We start from the raw sequence: 13,357 nt of genomic DNA on the forward strand, positions 1-13,357 counted from the left end.
TCCGGGCCCCGCCCCGGCTGGCTATTCTCGTCGCCATGACGCAAAAGCGGCGGTTGGGGATCATGGGCGGCACGTTCGACCCGATCCACCACGGGCACCTCGTGGCCGCCAGCGAGGTCGCCCACTTCTACTCGCTCGACGAGGTCGTGTTCGTCCCCACCGGCCTGTCCTCCCACAAGGAGGGCCGCAAGGTCGCCGCCGCCGAGGACCGCTACCTCATGGCCGTGATCGCCACCGCGTCCAACCCGGCGTTCTCGGTCAGCCGCGTCGACATCGACCGCCCCGGCCCGACCTACACCGTCGACACCCTGCGCGACATGCGGCAGATCCACGGCCCCGACGCCGAACTGTTCTTCATCACCGGCGCCGACGCCCTGGAGAAGATGCTCACCTGGCACGACACCGACGAGCTGTTCGAGCTCGCGCACTTCGTCGGCGTCACCCGCCCCGGGCACCGCCTCGCCGACCCGGGCCTGCCCGACGGCAGGGTCTCGCTCATGGAGGTCCCCGCCCTGTCGATCTCCTCCACCGAGTGCCGCGAGCGCGTCCACTCCGGCGAGCCGATCTGGTACCTCGTGCCGGACGGCATCGTCCAGTACATCAACAAGCGCGACCTCTACCGCGCCGACGCCGCCTGACGGGCGCCTGGGGCGTAAGGCGTCCTTCAATCTGCCGTTCCGGGGGCGGCCCCCACAGAGGCGCTGACCTGGATCTTCGGCCGGACGATCAGCGCGGAGCGCCGCATACCCTGGAGCATGGGACTGGACGCCCGTACCAGCCCGAACATCGACGAACAGGGACTCCGGCCGCCACCCGTGAGAAGGTGTTAGCCGAGACGACCCCAACAGGGAGGATCGCGAGCGCATCGTGACCGCATCCGACAGGGCGGCACAGCTCGTCCGGATCGCCGCCGAGGCGGCGGGCGACAAGCTGGCCGACGACATTCTTGCCTACGACGTGAGCGAGCAGCTCGTCATCACCGACGCGTTCGTGCTCTGCTCGGCGGCCAACGACCGCCAGGTCCGCGCCATCGTCGACGAGGTCGAAAAGCGCCTCCGCGAGGAGGCCGGCGCCAAGCCCGTCCGGCGCGAGGGCGAGCGCGAGGGCCGCTGGGTGCTCCTCGACTACGCCGACGTCATCGTGCACATCCAGCACGAAGAGGACCGGGTGTTCTACGCCCTGGAGCGGCTCTGGAAGGACTGCCCCCTCATCGCCCTCCCCGACGCCGTCAACGCCCACATGGAGCAGCGCGCCCGCGCCGTCGGGAGCGCGAGTGAGTGACGCCCGCCCCTCCCGCGAGCCCGGCAAGCGCACCCTGCTGCTGTGGCGGCACGGCCAGACCGCCTGGAACGTCGAACGCCGCTTCCAGGGCAAGACCGACATCCCCCTGGACGACACCGGCGTGGCGCAGGCCCACCGCGCCGCCCGGCTCCTCGCCGGGCTCCGGCCCACCGCCCTGCTCGCCTCACCGCTGCGCAGGGCCGCCGACACCGCCCAGGCGCTCGCCGACATCACCGGGCTCCCCGTCCAGTACGACAAGGACCTGATCGAGCGCGACGGCGGCGCCTGGGAGGGCCTCACCGCCCGCGAGATCCGCGAGCGCTACCCCGAGGAGCACGCCGCCTGGCAGCCGCCCGGCGGCGAGACCAGCGCGCAGGTCGCCGAGCGCGTCGGCGCCGCCCTCGGACGGGCCCTCGACGAACTGCCCCCCACCGGCAGGCTCGTCGTCGCGTCCCACGGCGCCGCCCTGCGCCTCGGCATGTCGCACCTCATCGGCCTCCCCGAGGAGACCTGGGAGCGCCTCGGCGGCCTGTCCAACTGCTGCTGGTCCGTCGTCACCGAGATGCGCGACGGCGGCTGGCGCCTCGCGGAGCACAACGCCGGAACCCTCCCCGAACCGGTCCTCGGGGACGACCGCACCGACAACGGGGCCTGACGGCCGGAACTGATTCGAGACCGACCCCCGGTGTCCTATACACTGGCGGAGCGCTGCGGGATGAACGTCCACGCAGTCGCGCGGGGCTATGGCGCAGTTGGTAGCGCGCCTCCATGGCATGGAGGAGGTCTGGGGTTCGAATCCCCATAGCTCCACGAGACGGACTCTGGTGCTCGTCGACTTTCAGTCGACTTAGCCGGAGTCCGCTGTGTTTTTCGGGGGGACGACCCCCGTGCCCCCCGATGTGGGGGCTTCGCCCCCACGCCCCCTTGCGCGCGCTGCGCGCTTTTGGGGGGCTTCGCCCCCTTGCCCCCCGCGTGCTTACGCTGCGCACAGTCCTGGGTTGCCTGAGGTAAAGATCAAACGGACATTCTGGGACGAATGTTCTGGGTGGTGCCGGCGGGATGGTTTCATTCGGGGTATGGGCAGACACCGCAGGGGAGCGAAGCGCGAGGTCACCGTGGGCGACCTCATCGACGAGCTGCGCCGGTTCGATCCGCGGCTGCAGGTCCGGCTGGCGATCGAGCCGCGGATGCCGCAGGAGCACTCCGTCGGCGCCGTCACCGAGGCCGACGGGATGGTGTGGATCGGCGAGGCCGGCCGGGTCGGCTACGCCCCCGACGAGGTCCGAGACCGCCTCGGCTGGACCTGACATGCCGGAGTGCGCCCCTAAGCGGTGATCTACCCAGGTTGAGCGGAATGCGGGCGCCGTGGGGGCTTCTCTTGGAATGCGGCGCTGCGCCGGTACCCCGGCGATGCCCGCGCCGCGCCGAGCGCAAAGCCTTGCCCATGGCGGCGGCTACCTTTCGCCGGGCCGCGCTTCGCCGCCTCGATCACACGGGAACACGCCACGTAGTGGTGATGTGATCGAGATGAGGGTTGTACCTATGCGAAGCCGGATCTCCGTAAGAGGGCTGCTGCCCGCCGCGCTGGCGGCGGCCTCGGCCGTGGCCGTCGCCGCCCCCGCGTCGGCGCAGGACGCGCCGCCGCCCGGCCCTGCCACCACGACGACGACCACCTCGACGCCCGCGGACAACGGCGACTGCGCGCGCGCCGTCAAGGTCCTGTCGGTGCTGAAGCTGCTCCCGAGCACCCCGGACCTCGGCAAGATCCTGTGCTCGGAGAACACCGCCGGCAAGCAGGGCACCGTCGGCAAGGACAACACCGTCGGCAAGGAGCAGGCGCCCGCCACCGGCACCGCGCAGCGGCCCGCGTCCGAGAAGGCCTCCGAGTCCGCGCAGCAGCCGCAGGAGTACAACCTGCTCGGCCTGCCGCTCGAATGGCCGAAGAGCCTCACCGTCCACGTGCCGACGCTCAACGACCACTGGTACGTCTACAAGTCGACCAAGCAGTGACGTCCGCCGCGGGCCACGGAGGAGCGTCCTCCGCGGCCCGCGGCGTCCGAAGTGCTCTCAGCGTGCACTAAGCTTTTCCTCGACCGCGGGGCTATGGCGCAGTTGGTAGCGCGCCTCCATGGCATGGAGGAGGTCTGGGGTTCGAATCCCCATAGCTCCACTCGAGGTCGGGAGTGGCGAGGAGCTTCGGCTCCTCGCCACTCCCTTTTTCATGCCGTGTAGCGGAGGACGGCGCCGACGTGCAGGCCGGAGTTCGGGCCGTCGGACGGGAGGACGACCAGGTCGCCGTCGGTGGCGGTCAGCGCCCGGACGAGCGCCGCGTCGGCGCGCTCGGGCGTCGGGTCGTCGACGCCGAACTCGCTGCGCAGCTCGTCGGGGTCGGCGGCCACCTGCGCGGGGTCGGGACCGATCCACAGGCGGGCCGGGGAGTCGGGGTCGTCGTCCAGGATGAGCGTCTCCACCTGGCCCTGCCGGACGGCCTGGACGGTCGCCGGGAGGCCCGCGACGGCGCGCTGCCCGTTGGCGAGCTCCCGGTCGAAGCGCTCCGCGACGGCCATGACGTGCTCGGTCGTCTTCAGCTTCAGGACCCGCTCCAGTTCGGCCCGCAGGTCGGGGTCCCCGGCGCCGGTGTTCTTGTCGACCTCGACCGTGCGCTCCAGGACGGGCTCGGAGATCTCGTCCAGGACGGCGGTGCGGGCGCGGGTGTCGCCGGCGATCAGCACGGCCTCGGCCCCGCAGCGTTCGGCGACCCGGTCGATCTTCTGCGCGACCTTCTTGGCGTTGGCCTTCCAGACGTTCTCCGAGGAGCGCTGGAAGCGCGACTGGTTCCAGTCGCCCGCCTTGGTCTTGCGGATCGGGTAGTCCTCGTCGCCCTCGACCTCGACGTGCTCGCGGCGGCCGTCGGCGTGCACGCAGTCGATGGTGCCGCCGCGCCGGTCCACGATGACCATCAGGTGCGGGAACCGGTCGCCGCGGTCGGCGAGGTAGGGGACGACGTGGGGGAGCGGGGCGACGCAGGCGTGAGCGGACCGGGGCGGGCCGGGGAGCCGGTCGGTGTGCAGCACATCGCCGTCCGCCGCGAAGACCACCAGGCCCTCGGAACGGCGCTGCGCCATCTCCTCGTCGATGGTCCGCTCGACTGCGCGGAGCGTGTCCTTGGGGGCGTGCTGGGCCTCCAGGTCCGCGCGCAGCGCCCGCCACCGCAGCTCGGCGGCCTTGGACGCGTCCTCGGTCGTCCGGGTCAGGTCGGCGTAGACCGACACGTAGGGTCCCGGGTGCTGGTACAGCGTCTTGAGGAATGACAGCTCCATAGGGTGGCCGTACCCGATCCCGCTGGGGCAAACGTCAAGAATGTGGCGATTGTGGCGTCAGCTCTCGGCGGACTGCTGCAGCCGGGCGTAGGCGAGCTGGAGCCAGTCGGAGCCCGCCACGGCCGTCATCGTGGCGCCCGCCAGGCGGGTGGCGTCCGGGGCGAAGACGAGCCCGGCCGCGTAGGCCGTCGCGACCCACTGCCCGGTGCAGAACGGGCAGGTGATCAGCTCCCCGACGGCGTGCCGGACGCCGTGCCCGCGGGCCTCCTCGGCCAGTTCCGCGGGACCGGACGTGCCGGAGTAGCGGGTGAACGGGGCGCGCAGCGGGCTCGTCACCGGGTCCTTGGCGATCAGCCGGGACAGCTTGTGCGTGGTGATCGTCATCAGCGCGAGGTCGCCGAGGCCGACGGGCGGCGTGCGGCCGCGCCGCCGCCACGCCAGCAGCGCGACCGCGCCGGTCGTCACCGCGTACACCGCCATGGTGCCGAGGTAGGAGCCGAGGGGCCGGTCGGCGTCCCCGGCGTACTTCTCCTTCTGCTTGCGCGCGGTGTCGACGACGTTGCTCATGCCTGCTCCTTTCCGGGCGGGACGATCAGGCAGAACTCGTTGCCCTCGGGGTCGGCGCACACCGTCGTCGGCCAGCCGTCGTCCACGAACGGGCCGCGCACGACGGTGGCGCCGAGCGCCGTGACCCTCGCCAGCTCGGCGTCCATGTCGGTGACCCGCAGGTCCGCGTGCATGCGGTTCTTGGCGACCTTCGGCTCCGGGACGCGCTGCAGCAGCAGCCGGGGGTTCTCGCCGCGGGGGTCGGTGAGCGCGACGTACGGGGGGCTGAAGCCGCCGCGCTCGTAGCCGAGCGCGGCGGCCCAGAAGTCGGCGAGCGCGTCGGGGTCCGCGCAGTCCAGCACGAAGACGAGTTCCATCAGTGGTCGCGCAGCGCCTTCACGAGCTCCGACTTGTTCATCGACGAGCGCCCCTCGATGCCGATCTCGCGGGCCCGCTTCATCAGGTCGTCCTTCGTCCAGTCGTCGTAGGAGGGGTTCTTGCCGCCCTTGCGGCCGACCTTCTTGCCGCCCTGGTTCGCCGACGCGTTGGCGATCCGGGCCGCCTTCTCCTTGCTCTCGCCCTTGTCACGGAGCTTCTGGTACTTCTTCTCGTCCTTGATCTGTGCTCTGGGCATGGAAGGTGACTACCCGGTATGCGCCGTCCACACATGGACGGCGGGTGGGACGGGTCTCCTTATCGGGGACAATGGCACCCGGAAAGGGGACACGTGCGCATCGGCATCCTGGGCCCGCTGTCCGTGCGGGATGAGGCCGCGCGACCCGTCGAGGTCAGCGGCCCGCGGCTGCGCGCGCTGCTGATCCGGCTGGCGGCCGACGCGGGGCGGCCGGTGTCGGCGGAGCGGCTGCTGGACGATCTGTGGGACGGCGCGCCGCCCGCGGGCGGGGGCAACGCGCTGCAGGCGCTGGTCTCGCGGCTGCGCGGTGTCGCGGGCCGCGACCTGGTCGAGCACGGCCCGGGCGGCTACCGGCTGGGGATCGACCCAGGCGAGGTCGACGCGGTCGCGTTCGAGCGCGCCGTGGCCGCCGCGCGCAAGGAGGCCGCCCCGGCGCCGCGGGCCGACGCGCTGCGCCGCGCCCTGGAGCTGTGGCGCGGACCCGCGCTGGCCGATGTCGCCGACGCCGAGTACGCGCGCGCGTCGATCGGCCGGCTGGAGGAGCTGCGCCTCGCCGCCGTCGAGGACCGGGTGGACGCCGACCTCGCCGCGGGGCGGCCTGTCCCGCCGGTCGCGGAGCTGGAGCCGCTGGCCGCCGCGCATCCGCTGCGCGAGCGGCTGCGCGGCCAGCTCATGCGGGCGCTGTACGCGGCGGGACGGCAGGCCGACGCCTTGGAGGTCTACGAGGAGACGCGGTGCGCGCTCGCCGACCGGCTCGGCGTCGACCCGTCCCCGGAGCTCGCCGCCGTCCACTTGTCGATCCTGCGCCGTGAACCCGCCGCGCGCACCACCGCGCCCACCGCGATCCCTGAGCCCGCCGCGCCTCCCGAGGCGGGGCCGCCCCTGGTGCCCGGGCCCGCGCGGACGAACCTCCCTGCGCAGCTCACCAGCTTCGTCGGGCGCGAGGAGGAGTCGCGGCGGCTCGGCAAGCTGCTGCGCGAGAGCAGGCTCGTCACCTTGACCGGGCCGGGCGGCGCGGGCAAGACCCGGCTCGCGGGGGAGACCGCCGGCGCGTTCCTGGACGACATGCCGGACGGCGTGTGGTTCGTCGCGCTCGCCCCCGTCAGCGACCCCGGCGACCTGCTGCAGGCCGTGCTGGTCGCGCTCGGCGTGCCCGAGACCGTCCGCCGCGGCGAGACCCGCACCGTCGTGCGCCCCCTGGAACGGCTCACCGACTTCCTCACCGCCAAGCGGACGCTGATCGTCCTGGACAACTGCGAGCACCTCGTCGACGCGGTCGCGGAGCTGGCCGGGCACGTCCTCGCCCACGCGCCCGGCGTGCGGATCCTCGCGACCAGCCGCGAGCCGCTCGGCATCACCGGCGAGTCGCTGTGCCCCGTCCCGTCGCTGCCGCTGCCGCCCGAGGACGGCGACCCCGGGCCGGCGGAGGCGCTCGGCTACGCGGCGGTCCGGCTGTTCGCCGACCGGGCCGCGGCCGTGCGCCCGGGCTTCGCCGTCGACGCCGAGACCGCGGCCGACGCGGTGGCGATCTGCCGCGCCCTCGACGGGATCCCGCTCGCCATCGAGCTGGCCGCCGCCCGGCTCCGCTCGCTCACCTCCCGGCAGGTCGCCGACCGGCTCGGCGACCGGTTCCGGCTGCTCACCGCGGGCAGCCGCACCGCGCTGCCCCGGCACCGGACGCTGCGCGCCGTCGTCGACTGGAGCTGGGACCTGCTCGACGGGGTGGAGCGCACCGTGCTGCGCCGGCTGTCGGTGTTCGCGGGCGGCGCCGCGCCCGACGCCGCCGTCCGGGTGTGCGGCCTGGACGCGCCGGACGCGCCCGCCCCCGACGACGTCATCGACGTGATCGCCGCGCTGATCGACAAGTCGCTGGTGATGGCGGACGGCGACGCCGACGTGCGCTACCGGCTGCTGGAGACCGTCCGCGTCTACGCGGCGGAGAAGCTGGACGAGGCGGGCGAGACCGGCCGGGTCCGCGCCGAGCACGCCGCGTACTGCGTCGACCTCGCCGAGCGCGCCGAACCCGAGCTGCGCCGCGCCGACCAGTTGCGGTGGGCGGCGCGCCTCACCGCCGAGCGCGACAACTGCAGCGCGGCGTTCCGCCACCTGACCGCCGTCCGCGACGTGCCTATGGGGCTGCGGCTGGTGGCGTCACTGGTGTGGTTCTGGCTGATGCGCGACATGGAGCTGGAGGCCGGCGGCTGGGCCCGGGCCGTCCGCGACATCGCGGGCGGCACCGCGCCGCCGGGGCTGGAGGAGGAGTACGCCATCTGCGTCATCGCCGCCGACCTCGTCACCGAGCTGGCCTCCGGCGACGGCCCGTCGAAGGAGTCGCTGCAGGCGACGATGGAGCGGGTGATGCAGTACGTCCCGGAGTCGCCGCGGCACCCCGCGCTCGCCATGGCCAAGCCGGCGGGCAGCATCTTCGCCGGCGACCTCGACGACACCCGGCGGCGGCTCAAGGCCGCCGAGGGGCACCCCGACCCGTGGGTGCACGCCATGGTCAACGTGATCCTCGGGCACATCTCGCTGAACGCCGGCGAGATCGGCCGCGCCGCCGGCGAGGCGACCGAGGGCGCGGCCGCGTTCCGCGAGCTCGGCGACCGGTGGGGCCTGATCATGGCGCTCGGCGCCCAGATGCAGGTCGCCGTCGGGCAGGGGGACCAGGCCGCGGCGGTCCGGTACGGCGAGGAGGCGCTCGGCTACGCCAGCGAGAACCTCAGCCCGGAGGCGGCCGCCGGGATGCTCACCGGCCTCGCCCGTGTGCGCGCGGTGATGGGCGACATCGAGCAGGCGCGCCGCGACCTGGAGACGGCGGTGGCGGGGATGGAACGCGTCGGCGAGTTCGCCGACGCGTCGTCCGCGCTGCTCCTGCAGTGCGAGCTGGCGCTCTGGGAGGGCGACAAGGAGTCCGCCCGCGAGTACGCCGACCGCGCCTTCGCCTGGGTCGAGCCGCGCCGGCACCGCCCCGACTTCAGCCGCGAGGTGCGCCTCACCCACTGCCGGCTCGGCTGCATCGCCGAGGAGGAGGGCGACCTCGCCAAAGCCGCCGAGTGGCACACCCGCGCCTGGGGCGACATGACCAATGACTGGATCATGGGCAATCCGCTGCTGGCGTCGCTGCTGGAGGGCCTCGCGGCGCTCGCGGCGGCGCGCGGCCACCACGTCCGCGCCGCGGAACTGCTCGGCACCGCGCACGGCCTGCTCGGCTTCCGGCACGCCGGCTCGCACGAGGTCCGCCGCGTCGAGCCCGCGGTGAAGCGCGAGATCGGCGACGCCGCGTTCGAGGAGGCGTACGAGCGGGGCCGCCACGTCACCCGCGACGACGTCTTCGCGCAGGTCCCCGGCCTCGTCGCTTCGGTGTGACCGGCCCCCGCCCCTCCCGATGACCGGGACCGCGGCGGCGCGCAGGGACCCGCGCCGCATAGCGTCCCGCCCGTGCCGACACCGCCGACCCTGACCGAGGCCGCCGCGGCGCTGCGCGCCGGCGCCGTGACGAGCGTCCGCCTCACCGAGGACGCGCTCGCCGCCGCCGACCGGCTCGACGGCGTCCTCGGCGCCTACCTGGCCCGCTTCGACGAGTACGCCCTCGCCCGCGCCGAGCAGGCCGACCGCGAGCTCGCCGCCGGCACCGACCGGGGCCCGCTGCACGGCATCCCGTTCGGCGTCAAGGACGTCATCGCGATGGCCGAGGGCCCCACCACCGCGCAGAGCACCGTCCTGGACCCGCGGTGGGCCGCCGGACGCGACGCGCCGGTCGTCGCCCGCCTCAAGGCCGCCGGAGCGGTGATCACCGGGAAGCTCAGCACCATGGAGTTCGCGTGCGGGATGCCCGACCCGTCCGGGCCGTTCCCCGTCCCGCGCAACCCCTGGGACACCGACGCGTGGCCGGGCGGCTCCAGCTCCGGCACCGCCGGCGGCGTCGCAGCCGGCATGTTCCTCGCCGGGCTCGGCACCGACACCGCGGGCAGCATCCGCATCCCGGCCGGCTTCTGTGGCGTCACCGGGCTGATGCCCACGTTCGGACGGGTGCCGAAGTCCGGGGTCGTCCCGCTCGGTTACAGCCTCGACCATGTCGGGCCGCTGGCCCGGAGCGCGCGCGACTGCGCCGCCGTCCTCGACGTGATCGCCGGGCCAGATCCCGGCGACCCCGACTCGGTGAGCGTCCCCTACATAGCGCCCGAGTTCGGCGGAACCCTCGACGGCGTGCGCATCGGCGTCGTCCGCGAGCACCACTTTCCCGACGACGCCGACCCCGCGCTGGCGCCCGCGTTCGACGAGGCCCTCCGCGTGCTCGCCGGGCTCGGCGCGACACTGGTCGAGACGACCCTCCCGTACTGGGCCGAGACGATCACCGCGAACTTCGTCACAATGGGCGCCGAGGCCCTCGCCTACCACCGCGCGAACCTCGCCGCCCGCTGGGACGACTACGTCCCGTCCACGCGCCTCGCGCTCGCCCGCGGCGCCCTCGCCACCGGCGCCGACTACGTCCAGGCACAGCGCGTCCGCCGCGTCGCCCAGCAGGCCCTGACCCGCCTGTTCGACGACGTCGACGTCATCGCCGCGCCCACGCTCGGCATCGGCGCCCCGCGCTACGACGCCATCACCGACGCCGCCGGGAACATCAGCGTGGACGCCGAGTCCCGGTTCTTCTTCACGCCGTACTGGGACTGCGTCGGCAACCCCGTCCTGGCCGCGCCCATGGGCGTGACCGCCGCCGGACTGCCGCTGTCCATGCAGCTCGCAGGCCCCGCGTTCGGCGAGGCCCGGATCCTGCGCACCGCCGACGCCTACCAGCGCGCCACCGACTGGCACCTGCGCGTCCCCGCCCTCGCCGCCGTCCAAGGAGACGACCGATGACCGAGACCGTCCCCGCCGGACCCGGCACGGCCGACGCGACGGCCGAGGTGGCCGCCATGCTGGCGCGCTGCGGCCTGCCCGCCGGACCGTACGAACTGGCCTATCTCGCCGCCGAATACCCCTACCTCAAGGCCGGCATCGACATGCTCTACACGGTGGACGCGGCGAAGGACGCCGACCCGGCACTCCGCTTCCGGGCCGGCGTCCCCGCCGCGCGATGAGCCGCACTCGGGCGCTCAGGCCCGCCTCGAGTACATCCGCATGGCCAGCGGGAACGTGACGACGACGATCCCCGCCGCCCACGCCAGCGTGTACCAGACGTGGTTGCCGACCGGCCCGCCCACGGTCAGCGCCCGCACCGAGTCCGCCAGGTGCGTGACCGGGTTTACCTTCGTCCACGCCTGCAGCCAGCCCGGCATCGTCGAGGTGTTCGGCACCAGGATGCTGCTTCCGAACGTCAGCGGCATCACCCAGATGAACGCCAGCCCCTGCACCGTCTCCGGCGACGGCGCCACCAGCCCGACCAGCACCGAGATCCAGCACACCGCCAGGTAGAACACGTACGCCAGCGCGAACGCGCCCAGCACCGACAGCGGATCGGTGTGGAACCGGAACCCCAGGATCGAGCCGAACCCCACCAGCACCACCATCACGGTCAGGAACCGCACCGTGTCCCCGAGCACCGACCCGATCAGCGGCGCCGACCGCGCGATCGGCAGGCTGCGGAACCGGTCGAACACCCCCTTGTGGATGTCCTCGTTCAGCGCCGTGCCGAGGCCCATCGTCGCGAACATCGCCATCTGCGCCACCAGCCCCGGCAGCAGCTGCTGCAGGTAGGCGTGGGTGGAACCGGTGAGGGCGCCCCCGAACACGTACAGGAACAGCAGCAGGAAGATGATCGGCATCAGCGTCGTGTCGAGCAGCTTCTCCGGCGAGTGCTTCAGCTGCGCGACGTTGCGCCACGCCAGCGTCAGCCCGTGCCGCAGCGTCCGCCGCGGGCTGATCCGCGCCGGCGGCTCGGACGCCACGGGGGCGTCGACGGTCATCGTGGTCATGCCAGGCTCCCCTCGGAGATCAGGTCGGCGGGCGCGTCCTCGGCGAGGTGCCCGGTGAGTGTGAGGAAGACCTCGTCGAGGCTCGGCATCCGCAGCGACAGCTCCGCCGCCACGATCGACGCCTCGTCCAGCCGCCGGACCAGCGCGGGCAGCACCTTCGGGTCCTGCACCGGCGCCGTGACCAGGCCCGTCGCCCCCTGCACCTCCGGCCGCTCGCCGGTGAGCTCGGTCACGATTGCGGTCAGCTGCGCCGTCCGGAACCCCTCCGTCGCGCGGACCGCCAGCGTCTGCCGGCCGATCCGCGACTTCAGGTCGTCCGACGTCCCCTCGGCGATCACCCCGCCGTGGTCGAACACCGCGATCCGGTCGGCGAGCGCGTCGGCCTCCTCCAGGTACTGCGTGGTCAGCAGGACGGTCGCGCCGTCGGCGACCACCTCGCGGACCGTGTCCCACACCTCGTTGCGGGCCCGCGGGTCCAGGCCCGTCGTCGGCTCGTCGAGGAAGATGACCTCGGGACGGTTGATCAGGCTCGCCGCCAGGTCCAGCCGCCGCCGCATCCCGCCCGAGTAGGTCTTCACCGCGCGCCCGCCCGCCTCGGTCAGCCGGAACCGGGCGAGCAGCTCGCGCGCCCGCGCCTTGGCATCGGCCCGCCCGAAATCCAGCAGCCGCGCGATCATCACCAGGTTCTCGGCGCCGGTCAGCTCCTCGTCCACCGACGCGTACTGCCCGGTCAGCCCGATCATCGCGCGCACCCGCGCCGCGTCCTTGACCACGTCGTAGCCGCACACGGACGCGCGGCCGGCGTCCGGCTTCAGCAGCGTCGCGAGCACCCGGACGGCGGTGGTCTTGCCCGCCCCGTTCGGGCCCAGCACCCCGAGCACCGTCCCGCGCTTCGCCCGCACGTCGACGCCGTCCAGGGCCCGGGTCTCCCCGAACCTCTTCCGCAGGCCCTCGGCCTCGATCACGTAGTCCATCGGTCAGCCCCTCACGGTCGTTCGTGTCGACATCACGTCGTTCTCGTTGACATCGCCAAGCGTCCGTGAGGGCCCTGACGCGGCGCGCACATCGCCGCGGGGACGCTGACGGCCGGCTGACACGCCGCTGATGCCGGCCGCTCCGCACCCGCTCGACCTGCGGGTTTCCGGCGGGCGTCCGCCGGGTGGCCGGGCGGTGGCCACGCCGATTTGACGGACCGCACGAGCCTGCCTAATGTTCTTCCTGCCCCAAGGGGATGCGGGACGCCGACAGGCGGACGGCCCCTGGGGAAGCCACCCGGGAAAAACGGTTCGAAGCGTGCTTCGGAGCGAGGTACTCTGGAGTGGACGGCCCGAGAGGGGATGCAGGACGCCGCAAGGTGGCCGGCCCCGGGGACTCTTCCGCAAGATCAGAACAGGCGATCTTTCGTCGCCTGCACTGGCAAGCGGGAGGCGGGTCGGGGTTCCTGAAGATCGACTCGAGCGAGTGGGTTGACAGGAGCGAAAGTTCCGGTAAGTTAGAAGGGTTGCCCCGGAGCGAGGGCCGCGGAAGCGGGTCTGGCGCGGTGGGTGTCCGTTTCTTGAGAACTCAACAGCGTGTTAAAAGCCAGTGCCTTTATCGGTTCGGCCGGCATGGCCGGACCAACCCCGTGGCCATCCTCGTTTTCGGGGGTGGTGGGGATTTCT

Annotated in this window: 14 protein-coding genes and 2 tRNA genes; 10 read left to right on the forward strand and 6 right to left on the reverse strand. The window is 73.2% G+C overall.

Features of this window, described 5'->3' with window-relative positions; genetic code table 11:
- Positions 1 to 35 precede the first annotated feature (35 nt).
- The 7 genes from nadD (at position 36) to J4709_RS31910 (ending at position 3,451) form a co-directional block, all read left to right on the forward strand.
- Positions 36 to 638 carry a nicotinate-nucleotide adenylyltransferase gene (gene nadD / locus J4709_RS31880; protein WP_151598622.1) on the forward strand — a complete coding sequence of 201 codons (603 nt, stop codon included), beginning with the start codon at positions 36 to 38 and terminating at the stop codon, positions 636 to 638.
- 229 nt (positions 639 to 867) lie between these two features.
- The gene (rsfS, locus tag J4709_RS31885) at positions 868 to 1,281 is read left to right on the forward strand and encodes a ribosome silencing factor (protein ID WP_208246198.1); all 414 of its coding nucleotides are present in this window, start codon (positions 868 to 870) and stop codon (positions 1,279 to 1,281) included.
- Entirely contained in the window at positions 1,274 to 1,936 is a 663-nt protein-coding gene (locus J4709_RS31890) for a histidine phosphatase family protein (RefSeq protein ID WP_173095598.1), read from the forward strand. Before rsfS ends, J4709_RS31890 begins: the two co-directional genes overlap by 8 nt.
- An 82-nt stretch (positions 1,937 to 2,018) precedes the next feature.
- Positions 2,019 to 2,091 (forward strand) — tRNA-Ala (locus J4709_RS31895).
- Between the two features lie 266 nt (positions 2,092 to 2,357).
- A complete protein-coding gene (locus J4709_RS31900; protein WP_208246200.1) occupies positions 2,358 to 2,588 on the forward strand; it encodes a hypothetical protein in 231 nt (76 codons plus the stop codon).
- 235 nt (positions 2,589 to 2,823) lie between these two features.
- On the forward strand, positions 2,824 to 3,291 hold the full coding sequence (locus J4709_RS31905; RefSeq protein ID WP_208246202.1) for a hypothetical protein: 468 nt from the start codon (positions 2,824 to 2,826) through the stop codon (positions 3,289 to 3,291).
- A gap of 87 nt (positions 3,292 to 3,378) precedes the next feature.
- Positions 3,379 to 3,451: transfer RNA gene (locus tag J4709_RS31910), tRNA-Ala, on the forward strand.
- Between the two features lie 49 nt (positions 3,452 to 3,500).
- On the opposite strand, the gene J4709_RS31915 is transcribed toward J4709_RS31910, so the two are convergent.
- The 4 genes from J4709_RS31915 to J4709_RS31930 are packed head-to-tail and all read right to left on the reverse strand — an operon-like array spanning position 3,501 to position 5,781.
- Positions 3,501 to 4,601 (reverse strand): baeRF2 domain-containing protein, encoded by a 1,101-nt coding sequence (locus tag J4709_RS31915; RefSeq protein WP_208246204.1) that lies wholly within the window; start codon positions 4,599 to 4,601, stop codon positions 3,501 to 3,503.
- A 57-nt stretch (positions 4,602 to 4,658) separates the two neighbouring features.
- Positions 4,659 to 5,168: a DUF1360 domain-containing protein gene (locus J4709_RS31920; protein ID WP_208246206.1), complete on the reverse strand. Its 510-nt coding sequence runs from the start codon at positions 5,166 to 5,168 to the stop codon at positions 4,659 to 4,661.
- Positions 5,165 to 5,524, reverse strand: coding sequence for a VOC family protein (locus J4709_RS31925; RefSeq protein WP_208246208.1), 360 nt, complete (start codon positions 5,522 to 5,524; stop codon positions 5,165 to 5,167). Before J4709_RS31925 ends, J4709_RS31920 begins: the two co-directional genes overlap by 4 nt.
- Complete coding sequence (locus J4709_RS31930) at positions 5,524 to 5,781, reverse strand: DUF7218 family protein (protein WP_208246209.1); 258 nt, start codon at positions 5,779 to 5,781, stop codon at positions 5,524 to 5,526. The genes J4709_RS31925 and J4709_RS31930 overlap by 1 nt, the downstream gene beginning before the upstream one ends.
- A gap of 93 nt (positions 5,782 to 5,874) precedes the next feature.
- On the opposite strand from J4709_RS31930, the gene J4709_RS31935 reads away from it, so the two are divergent.
- The 3 genes from J4709_RS31935 (at position 5,875) to J4709_RS31945 (ending at position 10,862) form a co-directional block, all read left to right on the forward strand.
- Entirely contained in the window at positions 5,875 to 9,147 is a 3,273-nt protein-coding gene (locus J4709_RS31935; protein WP_208246211.1) for an AfsR/SARP family transcriptional regulator, read from the forward strand.
- Positions 9,148 to 9,219: 72 nt separating this feature from the next.
- Positions 9,220 to 10,641, forward strand: coding sequence for an amidase (locus tag J4709_RS31940; RefSeq protein WP_208246213.1), 1,422 nt, complete (start codon positions 9,220 to 9,222; stop codon positions 10,639 to 10,641).
- Positions 10,638 to 10,862, forward strand: coding sequence for a hypothetical protein (locus J4709_RS31945; protein WP_208246215.1), 225 nt, complete (start codon positions 10,638 to 10,640; stop codon positions 10,860 to 10,862). The genes J4709_RS31940 and J4709_RS31945 overlap by 4 nt, the downstream gene beginning before the upstream one ends.
- Before the next feature lie 15 nt (positions 10,863 to 10,877).
- Here J4709_RS31945 and J4709_RS31950 read toward each other — a convergent pair whose 3' ends face one another.
- Positions 10,878 to 11,696, reverse strand: a complete 819-nt coding sequence (locus tag J4709_RS31950) for an ABC transporter permease (protein WP_208246217.1) — start codon at positions 11,694 to 11,696, stop codon at positions 10,878 to 10,880.
- Complete coding sequence (locus J4709_RS31955) at positions 11,693 to 12,670, reverse strand: ATP-binding cassette domain-containing protein (protein WP_208246219.1); 978 nt, start codon at positions 12,668 to 12,670, stop codon at positions 11,693 to 11,695. The genes J4709_RS31950 and J4709_RS31955 overlap by 4 nt, the downstream gene beginning before the upstream one ends.
- Positions 12,671 to 13,357: the final 687 nt, after the last annotated feature.

The organism is Actinomadura violacea, assembly GCF_017573465.1.
GTDB lineage: Bacteria > Actinomycetota > Actinomycetes > Streptosporangiales > Streptosporangiaceae > Spirillospora > Spirillospora violacea.

Coding starts and splice junctions, on each gene's coding strand:
- J4709_RS31920 (WP_208246206.1), bottom strand. CDS start 5,168: ATGAGCAACGTCGTCGACACCGCGCGCAAGCAGAAGGAGAAGTACGCC.
- J4709_RS31915 (WP_208246204.1), bottom strand. CDS start 4,601: ATGGAGCTGTCATTCCTCAAGACGCTGTACCAGCACCCGGGACCCTAC.
- J4709_RS31955 (WP_208246219.1), bottom strand. CDS start 12,670: ATGGACTACGTGATCGAGGCCGAGGGCCTGCGGAAGAGGTTCGGGGAG.
- J4709_RS31900 (WP_208246200.1), top strand. CDS start 2,358: ATGGGCAGACACCGCAGGGGAGCGAAGCGCGAGGTCACCGTGGGCGAC.
- J4709_RS31925 (WP_208246208.1), bottom strand. CDS start 5,524: ATGGAACTCGTCTTCGTGCTGGACTGCGCGGACCCCGACGCGCTCGCC.
- J4709_RS31950 (WP_208246217.1), bottom strand. CDS start 11,696: ATGACCACGATGACCGTCGACGCCCCCGTGGCGTCCGAGCCGCCGGCG.
- J4709_RS31930 (WP_208246209.1), bottom strand. CDS start 5,781: ATGCCCAGAGCACAGATCAAGGACGAGAAGAAGTACCAGAAGCTCCGT.
- nadD (WP_151598622.1), top strand. CDS start 36: ATGACGCAAAAGCGGCGGTTGGGGATCATGGGCGGCACGTTCGACCCG.
- J4709_RS31905 (WP_208246202.1), top strand. CDS start 2,824: ATGCGAAGCCGGATCTCCGTAAGAGGGCTGCTGCCCGCCGCGCTGGCG.
- J4709_RS31945 (WP_208246215.1), top strand. CDS start 10,638: ATGACCGAGACCGTCCCCGCCGGACCCGGCACGGCCGACGCGACGGCC.